Annotated in this window: 19 protein-coding genes and 2 pseudogenes; 16 read left to right on the top strand and 5 right to left on the bottom strand. The window is 67.9% G+C overall.

Features of this window, described 5'->3' with window-relative positions; genetic code table 11:
- Window positions 1-54: 54 nt before the first annotated feature.
- The 10 genes from I4J89_RS42010 to I4J89_RS41965 all read left to right on the top strand — a co-directional run bounded on the left by I4J89_RS42010 (window position 55) and on the right by I4J89_RS41965 (window position 7,904).
- Entirely contained in the window at window positions 55-255 is a 201-nt protein-coding gene (locus tag I4J89_RS42010) for a hypothetical protein (RefSeq protein WP_196419803.1), read from the top strand.
- An 89-nt stretch (window positions 256-344) separates the two neighbouring features.
- Window positions 345-1,139, top strand: coding sequence for an SDR family NAD(P)-dependent oxidoreductase (locus tag I4J89_RS42005; RefSeq protein WP_196419802.1), 795 nt, complete (start codon window positions 345-347; stop codon window positions 1,137-1,139).
- Window positions 1,140-1,676: 537 nt separating this feature from the next.
- Window positions 1,677-1,901 carry an aldo/keto reductase gene (locus tag I4J89_RS42000; RefSeq protein WP_196419801.1) on the top strand — a complete coding sequence of 75 codons (225 nt, stop codon included), beginning with the start codon at window positions 1,677-1,679 and terminating at the stop codon, window positions 1,899-1,901.
- Window positions 1,902-2,134: 233 nt separating this feature from the next.
- Window positions 2,135-3,541, top strand: coding sequence for a ricin-type beta-trefoil lectin domain protein (locus tag I4J89_RS41995; protein ID WP_196419800.1), 1,407 nt, complete (start codon window positions 2,135-2,137; stop codon window positions 3,539-3,541).
- Between the two features lie 444 nt (window positions 3,542-3,985).
- Window positions 3,986-4,555, top strand: coding sequence for a hypothetical protein (locus I4J89_RS41990; RefSeq protein ID WP_196419799.1), 570 nt, complete (start codon window positions 3,986-3,988; stop codon window positions 4,553-4,555).
- Entirely contained in the window at window positions 4,552-4,833 is a 282-nt protein-coding gene (locus I4J89_RS41985; RefSeq protein WP_196419798.1) for a hypothetical protein, read from the top strand. Before I4J89_RS41990 ends, I4J89_RS41985 begins: the two co-directional genes overlap by 4 nt.
- A 253-nt stretch (window positions 4,834-5,086) precedes the next feature.
- Window positions 5,087-5,689, top strand: a complete 603-nt coding sequence (locus I4J89_RS41980) for a DUF1062 domain-containing protein (RefSeq protein WP_309238715.1) — start codon at window positions 5,087-5,089, stop codon at window positions 5,687-5,689.
- Window positions 5,690-6,020: 331 nt separating this feature from the next.
- Window positions 6,021-6,395 (top strand): GntR family transcriptional regulator, encoded by a 375-nt coding sequence (locus I4J89_RS41975; RefSeq protein ID WP_196419797.1) that lies wholly within the window; start codon window positions 6,021-6,023, stop codon window positions 6,393-6,395.
- Window positions 6,392-7,234, top strand: a complete 843-nt coding sequence (locus I4J89_RS41970; protein ID WP_196419796.1) for an ATP-binding cassette domain-containing protein — start codon at window positions 6,392-6,394, stop codon at window positions 7,232-7,234. The genes I4J89_RS41975 and I4J89_RS41970 overlap by 4 nt, the downstream gene beginning before the upstream one ends.
- A 1-nt stretch (window position 7,235) precedes the next feature.
- Window positions 7,236-7,904 (top strand): ABC-2 transporter permease, encoded by a 669-nt coding sequence (locus I4J89_RS41965; protein ID WP_196419795.1) that lies wholly within the window; start codon window positions 7,236-7,238, stop codon window positions 7,902-7,904.
- 142 nt (window positions 7,905-8,046) lie between these two features.
- Here the strand turns inward: I4J89_RS41965 and I4J89_RS41960 are convergent.
- Window positions 8,047-8,474 (bottom strand): annotated as a pseudogene (locus I4J89_RS41960) (transposase family protein); the annotation flags it as partial.
- A gap of 287 nt (window positions 8,475-8,761) precedes the next feature.
- Window positions 8,762-9,508 carry a DUF6082 family protein gene (locus tag I4J89_RS41955; RefSeq protein ID WP_196419794.1) on the bottom strand — a complete coding sequence of 249 codons (747 nt, stop codon included), beginning with the start codon at window positions 9,506-9,508 and terminating at the stop codon, window positions 8,762-8,764.
- Window positions 9,509-10,286: 778 nt separating this feature from the next.
- Here I4J89_RS41955 and I4J89_RS41950 point away from each other — a divergent pair.
- The 3 genes and pseudogenes from I4J89_RS41950 to I4J89_RS52095 all read left to right on the top strand — a co-directional run.
- Window positions 10,287-10,922, top strand: coding sequence for an RICIN domain-containing protein (locus tag I4J89_RS41950; protein ID WP_196419793.1), 636 nt, complete (start codon window positions 10,287-10,289; stop codon window positions 10,920-10,922).
- A gap of 38 nt (window positions 10,923-10,960) precedes the next feature.
- Complete coding sequence (locus I4J89_RS41945) at window positions 10,961-11,098, top strand: hypothetical protein (protein WP_196419792.1); 138 nt, start codon at window positions 10,961-10,963, stop codon at window positions 11,096-11,098.
- A pseudogene (locus I4J89_RS52095) lies at window positions 11,040-11,327 on the top strand (DUF5959 family protein); the annotation flags it as partial. The gene I4J89_RS41945 and the pseudogene I4J89_RS52095, both read left to right, overlap by 59 nt.
- A 90-nt stretch (window positions 11,328-11,417) precedes the next feature.
- Here I4J89_RS52095 and I4J89_RS41940 read toward each other — a convergent pair.
- Both I4J89_RS41940 and I4J89_RS41935 read right to left on the bottom strand, forming a co-directional pair.
- Window positions 11,418-12,080: a response regulator gene (locus tag I4J89_RS41940; RefSeq protein WP_196419791.1), complete on the bottom strand. Its 663-nt coding sequence runs from the start codon at window positions 12,078-12,080 to the stop codon at window positions 11,418-11,420.
- Window positions 12,055-13,230: a sensor histidine kinase gene (locus I4J89_RS41935; RefSeq protein ID WP_196419790.1), complete on the bottom strand. Its 1,176-nt coding sequence runs from the start codon at window positions 13,228-13,230 to the stop codon at window positions 12,055-12,057. Before I4J89_RS41935 ends, I4J89_RS41940 begins: the two co-directional genes overlap by 26 nt.
- A 195-nt stretch (window positions 13,231-13,425) precedes the next feature.
- On the opposite strand from I4J89_RS41935, the gene I4J89_RS41930 reads away from it, so the two are divergent.
- Both I4J89_RS41930 and I4J89_RS41925 read left to right on the top strand, forming a co-directional pair.
- Window positions 13,426-15,606: an MMPL family transporter gene (locus tag I4J89_RS41930; protein WP_196419789.1), complete on the top strand. Its 2,181-nt coding sequence runs from the start codon at window positions 13,426-13,428 to the stop codon at window positions 15,604-15,606.
- 548 nt (window positions 15,607-16,154) lie between these two features.
- Window positions 16,155-17,939, top strand: coding sequence for a recombinase family protein (locus tag I4J89_RS41925; protein WP_309238714.1), 1,785 nt, complete (start codon window positions 16,155-16,157; stop codon window positions 17,937-17,939).
- Window positions 17,940-18,003: 64 nt separating this feature from the next.
- Here the strand turns inward: I4J89_RS41925 and I4J89_RS41920 are convergent, their stop codons facing one another.
- Entirely contained in the window at window positions 18,004-18,714 is a 711-nt protein-coding gene (locus I4J89_RS41920; RefSeq protein ID WP_196419787.1) for a hypothetical protein, read from the bottom strand.
- A 137-nt stretch (window positions 18,715-18,851) separates the two neighbouring features.
- On the opposite strand from I4J89_RS41920, the gene I4J89_RS41915 reads away from it, so the two are divergent.
- Complete coding sequence (locus I4J89_RS41915; RefSeq protein ID WP_196419786.1) at window positions 18,852-19,007, top strand: hypothetical protein; 156 nt, start codon at window positions 18,852-18,854, stop codon at window positions 19,005-19,007.
- Window positions 19,008-19,241: the final 234 nt, after the last annotated feature.

Raw genomic sequence — 19,241 nt, 5'->3', positions numbered from 1 at the left:
CTGTGACTGGTCATCCGAGAGCCTGCCGATAGTCCCTGGTCGACGAGTTGGTCGATGAAAATCAGGGCGTTCTTCTGCGCTCGGAACGCGTTGTGGAAGGTTGCGGATGCCGAAAACCTCATCCGCCCTGTTCACAGCCATCTGGTCGCCGGGGCGGATTGCAGCGACCGGACCACGACCGCGTTGGACGTCAACGCCGACGCCATCGCCGACTCGACAGCCAGATTCGCCTTCAACACCACAGCCATTCCCTGACGTCAGCGTCCGGTTGTGAGGCGAGGACATCGAGGAACCGCTTCACAACCGGGGGGCCGGCGGCTCAGCCGGCGTGATATACCCGCCGCATGGACCTGCAGCTCACCGGCAAGGTTGCCGTCGTCACCGGCGGGAGCGCCGGCATCGGCCTGGCGATCGCCCGCGGCCTTGCGGCCGAAGGAACGCACGTAGCGTTGTGCGCCCGCGATGCGGCGCGCCTCGAGGCGGCCACCGACACGATCACAACCGATTTCGGGGTACGGGCAATCGCCGTCCCCGCTGATCTGAGCGTTCCCGAGGGCGTGGCTGAGCTCGCCGCCGCCGTGACACGCGAATACGGTGGCGCCGACCTCCTGATCAACAACGCCGGCACCGGCAGCGAGGAGAAGATCCTCACCGCGCCGGACGAGCGCTGGCAGGCGTACTGGGATCTGCACGTGATGGCGGCGGTCCGCCTGGCCCGGGCCCTCGCGCCCGGTATGAAGGCCCGCGGCGGCGGGGTCATCCTGCACAACGCGTCGATATGCGCCACCCAGCCGCTCGGGTACGAGCCGATCTACAACGTCACGAAGGCCGCGCTGGTGATGTTCTCGAAATGCCTGGCGAACGAGTTGATCGCCGACAACATCCGGGTCAACGCCGTGAACCCGGGCCTGGTGATGACCGGGGACTGGGTGAAGACCGCGAAGCAGCTCACCGACGGCACCCCGCAGAGCTGGGAGGAGTACCTGCAGCGGATCGCGGAGGAGAAGGCGCCGATCGGGCGGTTCGCCACGCCGGAGGAGATCGCCGACTTCTTCGTCTTCCTCTGCTCGCCACGGGCGGCGTACGCGGTGGGCTCCACCTACTACATCGACGGCGGCTGGCTCAACGTGACAACCTGATCGCTCTCGTGATGGCGGACCGCACGCAGCCGCCGGCCGTGTCAGAGTCCGGCCGTGTCAGAGCCGGCCGCCTGCCGCGCCTTCACCAGCTCGGCTGATCTTCCCGGTCCGGGCCCAGCATTTCCCAGGGCTATGTTGCATTTAGCGCTCCAGCGTCGCGAGGTCCGCAAATCCTCCGGATGATCTCAGCGCGGGGCAGATCGAGTTGCTGTATCGGTGACTGGCCCTGAGTACTTTGCCCGATCTGCGCTATAAAGCGGACCGCCGCAAGTCGATCTCGCCGGAGACTTTGCGGCGAACGATCTTGACGAAGCCTTAATGCAACAGAGCCCGTGCGAGCCGTCGGTACGTCTAGTTTAAGCCGGCGCATCTGCGACGGCTGCTGGACGAGGCCGGACTGGTGCCGGACGTCAACCAGATCCAGCTGAACCCGCTCGTGTCGCGACCGGCAGCGCCTTCCACGCCGCGCACGGTGTCCTCACGCAGTCGCGGGCGCCTCTCGGTGGCGGCGACGTCGACGCGCTGACGGTACCGCTCGTGGCCGGGCTCGCCGCGGCGCACGGCCGGACGCCCCCGCAGATCGTGCTGCGCTGGCACGTGCAACAAGGGCTCGTGCCGATCCCCAAGTCGAGCGACCCCCAGCGCCTTCGGAGCAATCTCCACGTGTCCGGCTTCGCGCTGTCCGACGCCGAGATGGCCGACCTGATCACGCTCGACCGAGGCGAACAGGCGGCCGTCGACTCCGACGAGTTCGGTCCCTGACGCGCCGAGTGTCGGCGCACCCGGTGCCCGGCACGCCGGACACCGGGTGCGCAGCCGCACGAACGACCCCGAGTGGCGGAGCGGTCACAGGCCGTGCCGTCCGCCTCCCCGGGCGCAAACGCAACAAACCGGAACAACCGCCAGGTACTTTCCTAGGCTCGGTCTGAGAGTGCCGTCCCGTCGCATCGACAGTTGGAAATGTTTACGTAATAATGTTTACAGAAACGCGTCTCATGTCGCCCCTCGCAGTAGATCGAACGACTCCGTATGAGAGGACGTTCTCCGTGACAATGAATGCAGGTTTCGCGGACCGAGCGCTGTCACGCATCCGCCGGCGCTTCATGGTCCTCCTCACCGCGGCCGCTACCGCACTCGTCGGCAGCGCGGTCGTCCAGCAGCAGCCCGCACACGCCGCGTGGAACCTCGTGTGGGCCGACGAGTTCAACGGGTCCGGCGCGCCCAGCAGCGCCAACTGGAACTACAACGTCGGCAACGGCCTCAACCCCGGCCTCAATGCTTTCGACGGCTGGGGCAACGGCGAGTGGGAGTGGTACCGCCCCGAGAACTGCACGCAGTCCGGCGGTAATCTCGTAATGCGCGCCAACTGGCTGACGACCCCGATCGTCGTCAACGGCCGCAACTTCTACCAGACCTCGTGCCGCATGACGACGGACACGAAGCGATCCTTCCAGTACGGCCGCATCGAGGCGCGCATGGCGCTCCCGACCGCCACCGGCTCGTGGCCGGCATTCTGGATGCTCGGTGACGCCTGCGACGAGACATCGACCAGCGCCTACAACCCTGCCCAGACCTATTACGACCGCCTGCCCACCAACTGGGCCAGTTGCGGCGAGGTCGACATCATGGAACACGCGAACGCGAACGCGACCGTGACGAACAACATCTTCTGGGACGTCCGGACCGGCGTGTTCCCGTGGACAGCGGGTCAGAACGCCAACTACGTCGCGAACCCCGCCGTCAACAACGCCGCGGCCTTCCACGTTTATGCGATCGAGTGGACCGCCTCGCAGATCCGCTGGTACATCGACGGTGCACAGACGCATGTCATCGACACCACGCCGGCGACCTTGGAGGAGTTCCGCAAGCCGTTCCACCTCATCTTCAACCTGGCGCTGGGTGGCACATACCCCGGACAGAACCCCGTGCAAAGCCAGTTCCCGCTCACCGCATCGATCGACTACGTGCGCTACTACCAGGACGGCGGGGGCACGACGCCGCCTACCCCGGGGGGACCCGCGACGCAGATCAACGGGCCCGGCGGCAAGTGCGTCGACGTGGCCGGTGACAACACGGGTGGCAACGGCGCGGCTGTGCAGTTGTGGAGCTGCCAGGGCCCGGCGGCGATCGACCAGCAGTGGACGTGGAACGGGCAGACGCTCCGCACCCTCGGCCGCTGCCTCGACGTCCAGGCCGGCAGCACAGCCAATGGCGCCAAGCTTCAACTCTGGGACTGCAACGGCAGTGGGGCGCAGAACTGGGTGCAGGAAGGCAATCGGATGCGCAATCCGCAAAGCAACAGGTGCATCGACTCGCCATCAGGCGCTACAGCGAACGGGACCCGATTGCAGATCTGGGACTGCAACGGCACTCCGGCGCAGTACTTCGTGAAGGCCGCGTGACGGCCGGCCGAAGGGCACGCTGACGGTCAGGGCGCCCTACGTGACTCCACGGCCACCAACAGGGACTGCCCTTCTCATGTCTCATAGCTACTTTCTGTGACGTGACGGGCTCGTCGCTATCGACCAGGTCGGCGATGTGCTTGACCGCGGTGGCGGTCTCGGTGATCGTTCGGGGGTGACCGGTGGCAGCAGCAACTGGGGGCGCAGATCCACGTGGACATCCTGCGTGGCCTCGGCGGATCGCTGTGGCGAAAGCCCTGCCCGGGACGCCCCTCAGTAGCACTGTGGCCCGGCTGGTAGCTCGTCTGAGTGACCATGCGCAGAAGCCGGTGGGCGGCGCGGCAATCGGGGTATGGCCACCTTGTATCAGCTCCTTTCTGTTGGTGACGTCATGTTCGTATCCCTAACTCCGCCCGTTGCGGCACCTGACGATCTGTTCACGCCGTGGCTGAGCTCCTCGCCGGGCGACTGCCGTCGCCGTGGTCGGCGTCCGGCGGAACGTGGCCATGGGGTGCGGTTCGCGTTCTGCGGACGGATCACCATCGACGGCTATCAGGATCGGCGTCGTCGCGGCAATGGCAGGTCGATATCGCGGCCCAGCTGACCGACGGCCGCGGGCCCACGTGCACGCCGGTCGCCGTCGCTGCCGGCAGCTGCGACACCGAGATCCAGAACATCGCCGCGGCGATGCCCGCAGGCATCTTTCTCACCTACTTCCACGAGCCCGAGAACGACATGACGGGTACGCAGTTCGTACCGGCATTCAAGCGCGTCTACGCCCTCGCCAAGGCTCTCAACCCGGCACTCAACGTCGTACCGATCTACATGTCGTATCAGTGGCGTCCCGGCTCGACAAAGGTCACCAACAACGGCACCGGCGGTAACTACGAGATTCAGGACTGGCTCGTCCCGGCCACCCACGCCGACGCGTACGGCTTCGATCTCTACTGGCAGGCCAGCACCCGCGGCAGCGAGCCCGACAACCCGGTCAGCGTCGGCAACGACCCGGCATGATCCGCTGGTACAACGCCGTCAGCGGCCTCGGCAAACCCCTTACCCTGCCGGAGTGGGGCATCGACGACGACCAGGGCGTACGCGCTTCCCGCGGCCCGGCCATCCGCGCCTCCCGCACCTGGCTGACCACGCACGGCTTCCAGGTCGTCTCCTACTGGCAACTCGACAACTGGTACCTCGGCACCACCACGGCTCCGGCCGGCGGCTATACCGACCCGGACGGCGTCGCCGCCTACCAGGAGCTGGTCGCCGCCGTCCTGCCTGAGCGGGCGACCTGACGATCGCCTGCTCAGGGAGGTGATGGCTATCTGATGGTGATGGTGGCGGACCGGAGTTCGTTGTCGATGCTGTAGGCGTCGGGGTTCGGCCACAGGCCGGCGTCCGCCTTGAAGATCAGTTTGCCGCAGAGCGCTATGGGTGGTCAGCGAGCTCGGACTGCCGACCACCGTCAAAACCTGCGTGTCGTGCAGGTCCACCCGTCACCGTCCCACGGGAAGATCCGGGTCAACGCAAACCACAAGCTGCTGACGTGTGGCTGCTGATCTGCTGCGACCTGTGCGGCCGCACGTCGAAATCCCCGTCCACGAGCGCATCAACGTGCGGGCGCTGGACAACGAGCGGCTACTGAGGTTCGAGAACAACGATCCGGCCATGGTGCGACAGGTGACCATGGACGCGACGCTCGCCCACAAGGCCGCCTACCAGCTCGACTGGACCGGCACCTGGCAGCTGGACACCGACATACCGTTCTACGACCTCCAGCGCGAGGATGCCGCACGCCTCGAGGTCATCATCAGGTTCGAGCTCCCGGCACCCATTCGGGTCGAGAAGCTGCTCACCGCCGGGTTCGACCTGAGCCGTCCTGCCGTGCGAGGCATGGTCGACTCCGGGCGCATCCGCCTGCCCCTGCCCATCGACGCCAAGGCCCGCGAAGACTTCACCTTCCTAGTGCCGTCACCGCCCCACCGCTGTCACCCGAGCGGGCATGAGGTGCCACTCCACGGCGCGATGCCCTGCGCCGTAACGCGCCCGGAGCGTTGGACATCGAGTCGCCGGACTGCGCGCACCTCGTCCAACTACTCGACGCATGATGGCCCATCTTCGGTTCGTGGAGGCGGGTCACCGGCGCACTAGGGCTTCCTCGCGGAGTGGACCGGACGCGTCGCTGCGCGAACCGAACTTGGACCGGCTCATGTTCGCTCTGCCGAGCGTCACCGGTCGTATTGAATGGCACGCCGGGCGACCGCAACCCAAGACCCAAGATCTCGTGATTGTCATTGCGTACGGGCTGAGCCCGAGGGCCCGTGGTGACCGTAGCGACGGTTCAGTTCAGAAACGAGACAACACGGGTGCCGGTCTGTGCCGCGGGCGGCTTCGCAGGCCGGCGCGACCTAGCCCTCTTGACCCCGCAGTCGGCATCTGTCCATACTGAACATAGACAGTAGATGTGTAGGAGGCTTCGCGGATGCACGTCATCGTCTCGCCTGGCCCCGGAGTACCCCTGTACGAGCAGATCGTTGAGCAGATTCGACAGCAGATCATGGCCGGAGAGCTCGCGGCCGGGACGCCGCTGCCGTCATTACGCGCGCTGGCCGCAGAGTTGCGGGTCAGCCTGATCACAACCACGCGGGCGTACAACGACCTGGCGGCCGCAGGGCTGATCGTGAACGTGCCTGGCAAGGGCTCGTTCGTCGCACAGATCGACCCGGACGAGGCTCGCCGGAGCTCGCTGGAGCGGGCCCGGGCCGGATTACGGCAGATCGTCGCCCGCACCCGGCACACCGGGCTGGTCTCACTGGAGGAGCTGACCGCGATGCTCGCGGAGGAATGGGAGCGATGAACACGTCAGAGCACGTTGTGGAGGCCGTCGGGCTCGTGAAGCGCCGCGGAGACTTCACGCTCGGCCCGCTGGACCTTCGCGTTCCGCGGGGATTCGTCACCGGAATGGTCGGTGCCAACGGCTCGGGCAAGACGACGACGTTGCGCACGCTGCTCGGGCTCGTCCGCGCGGACGCGGGAAGGATCGCGATGCCGCCGATCGGCGAGGTCGGGGTCGTGTTCGACCAGCCGTTCGTGCTGCCGTACTGGCGCGTCCGTGACGCGGCGGCCGCTTATGCCGCGTCTCGACCCGGTTGGGACCAGGACTGGTTCGGCCGGCTGTGCCGCCGGTTCAGACTGGGGGCCGACGAGCGGGTGAACAAGCTGTCGCGGGGCCAGGGCAACAAGCTGATGATCGCGCTGGCGATGGGCAATCATCCCGATCTGCTGATCCTGGATGAGCCCACCAGCGGCCTTGACCCGGCCGCGCGTGCCGACCTGGTCGACCTGCTGCGCGAGTACATGCGCCGTCAGGAGGCGTCGCTACTGTTCTCCACGCACATCACCAGCGACCTGGAGCACTTCGCCGACTACCTTGTGTTCGTCGATGGCGGTCAGGTCGTCCACTCCGGCGCCGTGGACGAACTCATCGAGGAGTTCGCCTACATTCAAGGAGCGTTGACGGACCTCACCGCGGAGAACACACCACTGATCCGGGGCCTGCGCCGCGGCCGGCACAACTTCGACGGCATCATCCGCACCGCCGACACCGCCGGGTTCGGCCCGGGCGTCCAGATCGAGACCCCGACGATCGATCGGGTCGTCGTTCATCATGTGCGGCCCGGAGACGAGGAGCCCTGACGTGCATGCCATTGCCCGCTTCGTCGGCCTGGACCTGCGGTCCATGCGTCCCAACGCGAAGTTCTTGATCATCCCTGCGGGGATCGTCGTCGTCGCGGTCCTGGTGCTCAGCGCAGTGCTCCTGAGCCCGTACCTGCTGATCCCGGCGATGTCCTGCTTGGCGGTCCTCAACACGGTGATGCACCTGTTCGGAAACGACGAACGCGGCCGCCTCGACACCCTCTACGCCGCGCTCGGCATCCGGCGCCAGCACGTCGTCCTCGGCCGTTATGCGACCTGCCTACTGATGCTGATCGCATTCACCGTCGCAGGGACCCTCGTGGCTCCGGTTGCCGCGCTCGCCTTCGGCGCCGAGTTCGAGTGGGCCGTCGTCGCCGCCGTCGCCGTCGCCAGCGTCACGCTCATCGGCATGCTGCTTGCCGCCCAACTACCCGCGTTCTTCGCGACCGGCCCGGGCCCGATTCGCATCGTCGCCGTCTTCCCGCCCGCCATCATCATGGCCGTCATATTTGGAGCATGGGGGTTCCCCGCTGTCCGCACTGCGGTGCTGTCGTGGCTCGACGTCGCGAACCCCGCCCGGCTCACCGTCGCCGCGATCGCGACCCTCAGCATCCTCGGACTCGCCTCCACCACGCTCTCCGCGCGCCTGTACGCCCGCCGCGATCTCTAGCTCTAGCGCTCGACCGCTTTCACCTTCAAGGTCCCGATGCCGGGATTCATGAAGAGCTGGACCCCAAGGTCCGGCCCTACCCGCAACGCAAACCGCCGATGCGGTTCGCGCACTCCCAAACTCCAGTTGTCGGCGTACTCGCCACCGAGCCGGGTACTGCCGCCGAGGCCCAGACCAGGCGGCCTGCGGCGTTAGCGATGACCTGGACGTTCACGCCGTGACGTCGCTGTTTCCCCGAGTACGGCTTCTGATGGTGGACCCGGTCGATCGGAAGCAGAGGTGCCGTCGAGGATCGCGTAGGCCAGCAGGCGGATGCGTTACATGGCCGCCTGCAGGTCGTCGGCGGTCGCCGCGAGCAGGGTGATCGCCTCTCGGACGCAGCGCCAGGCGGTTGCCACCCCGATCTGGAAGCGGCGGCCAGGCGGGTGAACGTGTCGCCATTGCGCAGGTGCGCCAGTGCGAGCAGCGCCTGCAGTGGGAACACCGCCGCAGGCGATGGGTGCGGATCAGATCGGCGAGGTGGTTCAGCGAGCGGGTGGACAGCGGAATCGCGGCAGGGTAAGACAGCAACGAGGCTCCCGGCAGGGGCGTCTTTCTTGGTCGATTGCTTGTCTTACCGGGAGCCTCACCTCACCGGCATCCTGGCCCCCAGCCCTCAGCCCGCGGCTCAGCTGCGCAAAGCCAGTTGGAAAACGCTCACTGTGGTGTTGGGTGTGCCTCACGCCGACATCCGGGCTCCCCGCAGGAGGTCCGATCAGCTCGATACGCAGGCCGGGGGTTGTGCCGTACTTTCCGCCGTGATCGAACATCGAAGTTAGTTGGAAAGTCGACCTCGTCGCCGTGGCACGGACTGACCCTCAACGGCGTCGACCGGCGAGCCAGCCCACCATTGCGGCAGTCGCTACTGCGCCGAGCAGGATAGTGCCGGTCAAGTTCCCAGGGGGTCGAGCAGTTCGAGGCTCGGTTCGTGGTGTATCGGGCTGCTCAGGGCGGAAGGCAGAGGCTGGCAGTGGCGGACCTGCAGCCGCAGCTTTCGCGTACTCCTCGTCGAGGATCTGCGCGAAGCGCCGCGTTACTGGGTCGATGCTTGTACGCCAGGTCTTGGCCGAGTGAGACGTCGTCCACCATTGCCTTCCCAACTCGCTGGCAAAGAAGTTGGGTAGGGAACCGTCTCGGAGGCTGGCCTCCGTGTGGAGCCCGGCGTCGAACGCCGAGTGCCAGTAGTTGACGAAGGCGGTGGCATACCAGAATTGCTCTGGCTTCATGGTGGTTGCCTGCCATTGCTTGAGCCCGGCCGCAGGAGCGAAGAGGCTGGGTCGCTCCATTGCCGTAGTCAATAGTTCCCAGTGCGTGGTGCGGATGGCCTGCACTCTGGCCAGACGTAGCGCTCGGGCTTGGTAGACGAGGCTCGCCGCCACGCCGGCGACGGCGAGCGCGCTGAAGATGGCGGACGCGACGCCGTACGCCTGGCCGATGTCGGCTAGATGCCGCCAGTCGGGCTTCCAGAACAGATCCGCGAGGGCGAGGGCAGCCGGCGAGGCGAATGCAATAGCGGCGACGAGGCCGGTGGTGGCGACGACGGTGACGGCAGTGCGACGGCGCATGAAGGCTCCGATGTCCGTGGGCTGGGCTCCCCCCGATTCTGAAAGTCCACCGCCATCGCCGCGTTCGCCGCCAAGGCCTGGCGCATCGCCACCTGCCCGGTCATGGCCCCGTCGAGGGCTGGTCAGCGCACACCCGCGGACGGAACTGCAAGCCAGGCGGCTGGTCGCCCTACCCGACCTGGGGCCGACCGACGCCCGCGCTACCGCACCGTCCGCCCTTCCGACCCACCTAGCGGCGGATCCGGACGGGTTCGACGAGTCGATGGCCTACGAGCGCCTGGTCGCGGACGTGACCCGCATCCAGCGATATCGTCGCCGGGTCAAGCGGATCATCTTCGTGGTCACGTTTGCCGACCAGGACCAGGGTGTGTATCGGGATCGACACAAATTAATTCCCAACAAATCGCCACCCTGTCTGCGACTATTCGACTGCAATAGCGGTTAAGCAACACCGCCCGGGTGAAGTAACCCGGGCGGTGTCTTTCTTTCGGGGCGGAAGGAGAGGGCTCCGCTCTCCGGCAGGCGTTGGCTGACATCTCAGCTCATCGGTCTCACCGGCCACCTTGAGGACCGCGATCATCCGGCGTTCCAGGCGATCGAGGGCCACCACCTCGTTGCGGTGCCGACGCTGCGCCGACGCGCTACGGGCCGCTGACCGTGACATCTGGAAGCATCAACATCGCCGGTGGCAGATCCGTGCGATCTTCTATTGCCTTCGGGATCGTATACGATTACGTTGATCGGCGACTGTCCACTACCTACTGACCGGGGGAACGTCGTGCTGGGCACCGCCTTCCAATTCAAGAACGTCGCTCGGCGGCGATGGGGCATCGTCCTCGTCGCGTCGCTGGTTACCATCCTGAGCTTCGGGTCCGTATCGCGGGCCGACGCCACGTCTGCGCAGCAGGTGAGCGCGGCTGAATCCAATGCGCTGGCCGGCCCGGCAGTGCCGCCTACCCAGTGGGTGTATATCAGAAGTTTCGTCAGCGATCTCAACCTCGGCGTCAGCGGTTCGAGCCCCAATAATGGCGCGCCGATCATCCAATGGAAGAGAGAGGGCAAGCAGGATCAGGCGTGGAAATTCATCAAGCCGACGTCCAGCAGCACGTCCTCGTACATTGTTAATGCTGGCACATCCTCATGGAAGGCGATGGGTGTCAGCGGAGGAAGCAAGGCGAACGGGGGCAAGATAATCCAGTGGGACTATCTTGGAGTGGCAGATCAGATCTGGAGGCTCGAAGAGGTCGGGACCAATAGCTATCAGAAGATCTATTATCGACTGGTGAACCTCAATAGCGATAAGTGCCTGGCCGTTCCCAATGGCGCCACGACTCCCGTACAGGCCATCCAGTGGGACTGTTCATACAATCGGCCTGACCAGTGGTGGTTCCTTCCGCCCTGGCCGGCGTCGTAAGGGCAGCCATGGGGTAACGAGGTCGGGCGGATGGGTGATTGTTCCCGTTCGAGCTCGTCCGGCTGTCCGACGGCGAGAACGAGGTCCGCATCACGGTCCTGTCGGCGGAAAGCGCCGATCTGTGGGAAGCCGAGATCACCGTGCAGAGCATGTTCATCAAGGCAACACGCTCCTGATGCTTTTTCTCGAAGCTTCAGTCGTGGGCCGCAGGCACTGGACAGACTGGCAGCCGGCGATGACGTGACATGGATGGAGAGCGGTAACGGTCCGGCGGTCCGTGTCCGCCTTGACGGCGGGTACGACTGCCCGGAGGTCGAGGTGGAGGACGAATCCAGCTCGATGGTCACCGTTCGAGTCCTCATCGCCCTCGAAGGCGACTGGGCCGCGGATCCTCAGGGCCGCCTGGCGCGTTTCGTCGAAGGCGCCGGTGGCCTGCGCGGGCCGGCCGGGCACCGCTCGGCGGGGCCCGGTCGACCGCCGGCTCGCGCGCCCGGGTCAGGTGGCCGGAATGATCCTGCGCGTCTCGTAGGCCCACATCGCGATCTCGACCCGGTTGCGGGCGCCGAGCTTGGCCATCAGGCTCGCCAGGTGCGTCTTCACGGTGCTGAGGCTGATGTAGAGGGTGTCGGCGATCTCGGTGTTGGTCAGGCCACGGGCCACCGCGAGCAGCACCTCGTCCTCGCGGGCGGTGATCGGGCTGATCGGCTGGACGGCGGGCCGGCCGGTGGGTACGTCCGCGAACGTCTGCAGCAGGCGCACGGTGACGCTCGGGGCGATGAGCGCGTCTCCGGCGGCGGCGGATCGTACGGCCTGGACCAGCAGGTCCGGCCCGGCGTCCTTGAGCAGGAAGCCGCGGGCGCCGGCGCGTAGGGCGCCGTAGACGTACTCGTCGAGGTCGAACGTGGTGATCACGACGACGACCATCGGGTCGGGTACGCCGGGACCGGCCAGTTGCCGGGTGGCCTCCAGCCCGTCGAGCTCGGGCATGCGGATGTCGAACAGGCAGACGTCGGGGCGCAGGTCGCGGGCCAGGCGTACGGCCTCGCGCCCGTCGGACGCCTCGCCGACCACCTCGACGTCGGGTTGAGCGTCGAGCATGACCCGCAGGCCGGTGCGGATGACGGCCTGGTCGTCAGCGACGAGTACGCGAGTGGACACGGCTGTCCGTCCTTCCCCTGGGCAGCTCGGCCTCCACCTGCCAGCCCCGGTCGATGCCCGGACCGGCCCGCAGCTGACCGCCGAGCAGGCCGGCGCGCTCGCGCAGCCCGGTCAGACCGTATCCGTCGCGGCCCCGGCCGGGGCGGGCACCGTCGTCGGCGACGGTGACGCGTACCCGCTGGGGGTCTGCGACGACCCGGACCACGACCTCGGTGGCGCTGACCGCGTGGCGCATCGCGTTGGTCACCGACTCCTGCACGATGCGGTAGACCGCGGCGTCGACGGCCGGCGACAGTGCGGCCAGTTCGCCGTCGAGGTCCAGACCGACGCGCAGGTGACCGGCGTGCGAGCGCAGCAGGCGGTGCAGGTCGCCGACACCGGCCTGCGGAGCGAGGTCGGTGCCGGTCGTCCGGCTGTCGCGCAGCGTGGCGACCATGGCACGCATCTCCTCCAGGGTGCGGGCGCCCTCCTCCTCGACCCCTTCGAGGGCCTCGACGGCGGCGGCCGGGTCCGTGGCGGCGACGACCCGGCCGGCCTGGGCACGGATCACCATGGCGGAGACGTGGTGGGCGACCGTGTCGTGCAGCTCCCGGGCGATCCGCTCGCGTTCGAAGGATCGGGCCCGCTCCAGTTGCCGTTCGCGGGCGGTCGCCCAGAACCGTACGGTCGCCCCGATCACGGCGGGCATGGACAGGAAGACGAAGCCGCCGATCTGGTCGCCGACGGGGATGTCGTCGGTGATCACGGACAGCACGAAGGTCGTCAGGATCAGCGCACCACCCAGGACGATCTCGCGCCCTGACCCCCAGCGGGGCAGCGCGTACACCAGGGTGAGCACGACCAGGTCGGCGTACAACCCGACCGGTTCCGGTGCGGCGAGGACCACCGTGAGCACCTGGAGCACGATGACCGCGCCGAAGCCGGAGGCGGCCGCCGCCAGCGGGCGGGTCCGCCGCCACAGGGTCAGCACGCACAGCCAGACCGCGACCACCACGGCCACCGGCCGCCAGACGAGATCCGTACGCAGCGAGGCCTCCAGCACCGCACCGGACAGGCCCCCGGCGAGAATGACCCAGTCGCGCCACACCCGGACCGGGGCATCGGGTGGCCGCGGTTCGGTCCAGAAGGCTCGCAGGTCGTCTCGCAGCACGTTCTCAGCCTAGGGATCGGCCGGGATCGCACATCGGCCGAAAGAACGGTGCGCTGCTCGGCTCGGGGACCGACGGATCGGCGGCTCACGGGCCGATACCGAGCGACGGCATCGCGACGACCCTCGTCATCGACGCCGTGCCGGCCCGCGGCGGAAAACAGAAGGCCAACCCGTAGAGACGACTTGGAGAATCCGATGCTTTCCCGAACCCTCTTCCGGCTGGGTGCCGGCGCCGCGCGCCGGCCATGGCGGGTGATCGCGCTGTGGCTGCTGACCGCGGCGATCGCGGTCGCCGCCGCGGCCGCCTCCGGCGGTAAGACCGCCGACTCGATGACCGCGCCGGGACTCGACTCCGGCTACGCCGCGGAGCTGCTCGAACGCGCGGGAACCGGCCAGCAGGGCATGACCGCCCAGGTGGTCGTCACCCCGGCCGAGGCCGGGGCGACGTTCCTCGCCGGCGGTGCCGCGCGTACCGCTCTGGTGCGGCTGCAGACCGAGGTACGCGCCCTGCCGCACGTGCTGTCGACCAGCGACGCCGAGGCCGGCGGTCTGGTCTCCGCGGACGGCCGGATCGCGGTGATCCGGGTGCAGTACCCCGAACAGAGCCAGTTGTCGGGCGCCGACCTGGACGCTCTGATCGGGCTTGGTGACCGGATGCGCGGCGAGTTGCCGCTGCGCATCGAGATGGGCGGGGACCTGTTCTTCGCCTTCTCCGACGCGGGCGCCGGGATCGGCGAGCTGGTCGGCCTGCTCGCGGCCGCGACGATCCTGTTCCTGGCGTTCGGTTCACTCGTCGCCGCGGCGCTGCCGATCGGCATGGCGCTGTTCGGGCTGACCGTCGGCGTCAGCCTCATGACGGTGCTCGCGTCGGTGACCGAGATTCCGACCTTCGGGCCGGTGCTGGGCAGCATGGTCGGGCTCGGGGTCGGAATCGACTACGCGTTGTTCGTGCTCGCCCGGCACCGCGAGTACCTGGCCCGCGGCATCGACGCGCACGAGGCGGCCGGGCGGGCGGTGGCCACCGCCGGGCGGCCGGTGCTGTTCGCCGGGGCGACCGTCGTCGTGTCGATCCTCGGCATGGCGGCCGCGAACGTGCCGTTCATGACGATGGGCGGCATCGCCGTCGCCCTCGTGGTCGCGATCATGGTGGTCGCGTCGGTGACGCTGCTGCCGGCCTTCCTGGGGCTCACCGGGCGCCGGCTGACCAAGGTCCACCGGTTCGCCCGCCGGTCCGGTGCGGGCGGCGGGGGATGGCAACGCTGGATCAGGCACGTCAACCGGCATCCGGTGCTGTACGCGGCCGGCGCGGCAGGGCTGCTGGTGCTCGCGACCCTGCCGGTGTTCAGCCTGCGGGTGGGCCTGCCCGACGACGGGTCGCAGCCGACGAGCCGCACCGAACGCCGCGCGTACGACCTGGTCGGCGAAGGATTCGGGCCGGGTGCGAACGGGCCGCTCGTCATCGCCGTGGACGCCGCCGCCGACCTGGGCGTGGTGAACCGGCTGGTCACAGCGGTCGCCAAGGACCCCGGTGTCGCCTCGGTCATGCCGGCGCAGATCGACCAGGCCACCGGCATCGCGAGCCTGGTGGTCATCCCGGCCACCGGACCTCAGGAGAAGGCGACCACCGACACCGTCGCCCGGCTGCGCGCCGACGTGCTGCCCGGTGCGGTCGGTGCGGGACCGGCGAAAGCCCACGTCGGCGGTGCCGCGGCCAGCCTGTCGGACGTGGGGGAGCGGACCAGTGAGCGTCTGCCCCTGTTCATCGGCGCGGTGCTGGCGCTGTCGTTCGTACTGTTGCTTCTGGTCTTCCGATCGGTGCTGGTGCCGCTGAAAGCGGTCCTGCTGAACCTGCTGAGCATCGGCGCGACCTACGGCCTGATGGTCGCGGTGTTCCAGTGGGGGTGGGGTGCGTCGCTGATCGGGCTGGAGTCCACGGTGCCGATCGTGTCGTTCATCCCGATGTTCCTGTTCGCGATCCTGTTCGGACTGTCGATGGACTACGAGGTGTTCCTGCTGTCCCGGGTCCGCGAGGAGTACCTGCGCACCGGCGACAACGCGACTGCGATCGTACGAGGCATCGCGAGCAGCGCCCGGGTCATCACCTCGGCCGCGCTGATCATGGTCGCGGTGTTCCTGTCCTTCGCCGTCGCGAGCGACCCGTCGACCAAGATGTTCGGCTTCGGCCTGGCCACCGCGATCTTCGTGGACGCCACTCTGGTCCGCATGGTGCTGGTTCCGGCGACCATGACCCTGCTGGGCCGGGCCAACTGGTGGCTGCCGTCCTGGCTGGACCGGCTGCTGCCGCGCAGTCCGGACAGCAGCGAGGTGGACGACCTCGCCCCCGAAGCAGGCCCGGTCCTCGCCGCGGTGCGCTGATCCCGGCGGCGAGCCCGGCCTGGGCGCCCAGGCCGGGCGTCGTCGGCGGCCGGCTACGCCTAGTGCGCCGTTCCTCAAATCCTGTACGTCATTTTCAGCCGGTAGACGCGTTTCGGTGGTGGTGGCCGTCCCCAGATCCAGGCCTGGCCTTCGCGTTGAGCTGGGCGGTGGCCACGTCGGAGATGTCGGAGCGGGAGTTCATCGAGAAGGTGAGCCGCCGGCCCGACGTGGTGCTGCCCGAGAACGCCTTTCCGCCGCGGATGTGGCTGCGGCAGCAGGCCGGAGGCGACGAGAGTCTCAACGGCGCCCACCGGTCGGCGGCCCTGTCGGTTGCCGCTGCGTTGATCGTCCGGGAAGAGAAGGGGTACAGCGGCTTTGCGGACAGTGGGTCGCGATGTCTGGGAGTGCCTTGTCACCTCGTGGAGTGGTCGTCGGATTATGCCCAGCGTGGTGGGGGTGACCTGGGCGGATCGGCCAGCGACGGCGTAGGCGGTCGGTTCCTATCGATATAGGAACCGCTCGTTTCCTCTGCTGTGAGGTGATCGGCGATGTCTGCTCCTGCGTGCTCTCCGTCTTCTTCTCCGAGTTCGTTCGACATTTGGGTGTCTGCCATGCCATCGGCACCGCGAGTCCGAGGCGATAGGCAACCGCGCGCTGTCAGCGGTTTACGGTTCGCGTTCTACGGGCGGATCTCGACGAGTGAGTATCAGGATCCGGTGTCGTCGCGGGCGTGGCAGCTGGAGGCGGCGCAGCGGCTGGTCGCCGGTCGTGGCCGGATCGTGGTGGAGTTCTTCGACCCGGGTGCCTCGCGAAGCCTGCCCTGGGTGAAGCGTCCGCAGGCGGCGGCACTGCTGACCGCGGCCGCCGCACGGGATCGGGAGTTCGATGCGGTCGTGGTGGGGGAGTTCGAGCGGGCGTTCGCCGGCGGTGAGGCCCGCCGGGTGATCGAAACCTTGCGTGGCTTCGGGGTGCAGCTGTGGCTTCCGGAGGTTGAAGGGCCGATCAACCTCGATGAGCCGGATCATCGGGCGTTGTTGATGCTGCTGGGTCATCAATCGCAGCGCGAGGTGCTGCGGACCCGGTTGCGGGTGCGTTCGGCAATGGCCGTTCAGGTCCGCGAGCAGGGCCGGCATCAGGGCGGCCGCCCACCGTACGGCTACCAGCTGGTCGACGCAGGCCCGCATCCGAACCAGATGCAGGCGAGCTGGGGCCGGCGTCGGCATCGCCTCGAGGTGGATCCGGTGGCGGCTCCGCACGTGAGGTGGATCTTCGCCCGCCGGCTCGCAGGGATGAGCGCTGCGGGGATCGCCCGGGAGCTCAACGAACGGCGGATCCCGTCACCGGGTGTGTATGACCGGGTCCGTAACCCGCACCGGGCCCAGGCGGTATGGACGCTGCGCACGGTCGCGGCGATCCTGGCGAACCCGCGGTACACCGGTCGGCAGGTGTGGAACCGGCAATTCACCGACCACCGCGAAGCCGTGCCGGGTGACAAGCGCAGCAGCCTCGGCCCGGTCCGGATCTGGAATCCGCGTTCCGACTGGGTGATCTCCGAGGACCGCACCCATCCGGCGTTGGTCAGCGACGACGACTTCACCGCCGCGCAGGGCATCACCGCCCAGGCCGTGCCCGAGAACGGCTCGCAGCGCCGGTATGCGCTGACCGACCTGCTGATCTGCGCCAGTTGCAGGCGGCGGCTGGCCGGGCACTGGGTGAACGGGCGACCCGGTTACCGGTGCCGGCACGGGCACACCAGCGCGCAGCCGGTGAGCGAGGACGCGCCGCGCTGGGTGTACTGGTCGGAGACTCGGCTCGTCGAGCAGCTGATCGCCGGCAACGCGGCGCTCGCCGACTACAGCAGCGCCAGTGACGTCGCCGCACATCTGCGCCGATGCGACGCGGTCATCGTCTGCGGCGCGGGCACCGTCGTGATCGAGACCGCCGACAACCAGCCGATCACACCGCGGGCGGTGCAGGCAGAACACGACGCGGCGGAGACGGCGGAAGCGGCTGCCGAAGATGTGCTGACGATGAAAGACCGGCCGCAATCCGGGGCTGAGCAGGACGAACACCCGGACCTTCGGTCATCGCGGGCGGGCAGGAGGTCACACCGGAGGCAGGCAGCAAGAAACCCCATCCGATCTCACCAGGACGGTGATGACTGCACTTGCGGTGGCCGTTCTCCGGAGGGGAAGCCTGACCGATCCGTTAGTTCCTGCCGCCTCACCGAGCGACTTTGCGCCTCGGGCTGCGGACTGGACAAGCCCGATCCGCCCTCTGGTGCAACCGCGTCGCCATCGGTTGACGCCTTGTCGACGACCGGAGGTCGATAGCGTCGACCTCCCGAGACAGTTGAAAGTTTGAGAATCCTCATGACGCTTGTTGCCGGCGCCCGCCTCACGAGCGCCAGGCGACGAGGATCAGGGCCGTGGCCACCAGGGCCACCGTCAGCAGGGCGTGACTGATCAAGAGGTACGCCACCAGCCGCCTCTCCGGCTCGGGCGGTGTGGTGCTGGCGTGGGCGGACTGCGCCTGCTGGGCCTGTTCGTCGGCCGGTGGCTGGGCGGCCCGGCCACGGCGACGGCCGGCTCGGGCGCGGGGAGCCGCCGGATTCGTGGGCGACTGGTGGGCTGACAGCAACCCGGCCTGCATCTCGACGCGTGGCTCACCCGTGGTCACCGTGGTTTGTGGTCCCAAGGCGTAGGTGCTGACGGCACGCACGTAACGGGTGACCGGCTCCGGCACCAGCCGGGCGATCTCGCGGATGCCCTGAGCAAGCGACCCGAAATCTTGCACCAGCTTGACGGCCACCGCGACCAGGATGAAGACCTCTAGGGTCCCCTGCTGCAGGGTCAGCTGGGTCACCTCGACCTCGTCGGTGCCGAAAGCGTTCCGGCAGATGCCGGTCAGCTCGGCCTTGGCGTTCTCCCGCGCCCGCACGAACTCCCCGGAAGGCACTTTGGTGTCGGCGCCGGGTTCACCGCGAGCCGCCACGATGACCCGAACCTCCTGGTCGTCCGTCAAGGGAGTCCGGTCAGGCAACGTGCGGACGGCGGCGTCGATCCGGATGGCCACGATGGGGCCTGTGATGCTCAGTTCGCCCGGCATGGGGCGAGGTTCTCGCGGTCGAGAGATCGATGCCATCGGATGATCGGATTCAGTCGAGACGGGTGCGGGAGAACTACATGGGAGTAGTTCAAGGGGTGGATGGCATCTTCTTGATCAGGGGCGGGTAGCCGGAGCGGGTGGGTATGCCGGAGGTGGGGACGGGTGGGCGTTCCGAGTTCGAGTACGACGGGGTGCGCGCGGTCAGCTATGTCGAGCGTGGGCGGGTGCGGGTGCTGTCGCGCAACGGCAAGGACGTGACGGCCACCTATTTCGGTGCCCTGGCCGGACAGTGACGAAAGCCGGCCGTCGAGCAGCCGGCGCCCTCGACGTGGGGGGTGAAACCGTAGTCGGTGGTCTCGCACCGGATCTAGCCGATCTCGGAGCTGCGGGCGAGCACGAGCCGGGGATGCCGGGGCCGGTGTCGCTGATGGTGAGTACACCGTCGGCCCAGCCGACCTGAGCGTGCGGGTCTTTGTCGAGTGCGTGGGCGATCAGTTCGCAAAGGTCCGCACGGGTGTCCACGACCG

Origin of the sequence: Actinoplanes aureus, from assembly GCF_015704865.1 — a bacterium.
Lineage (GTDB): Bacteria > Actinomycetota > Actinomycetes > Mycobacteriales > Micromonosporaceae > Actinoplanes > Actinoplanes aureus.
The sequence above is the reverse complement of the archived record's forward strand: the minus strand, read 5'-3'. Positions and strand labels throughout refer to the sequence as shown.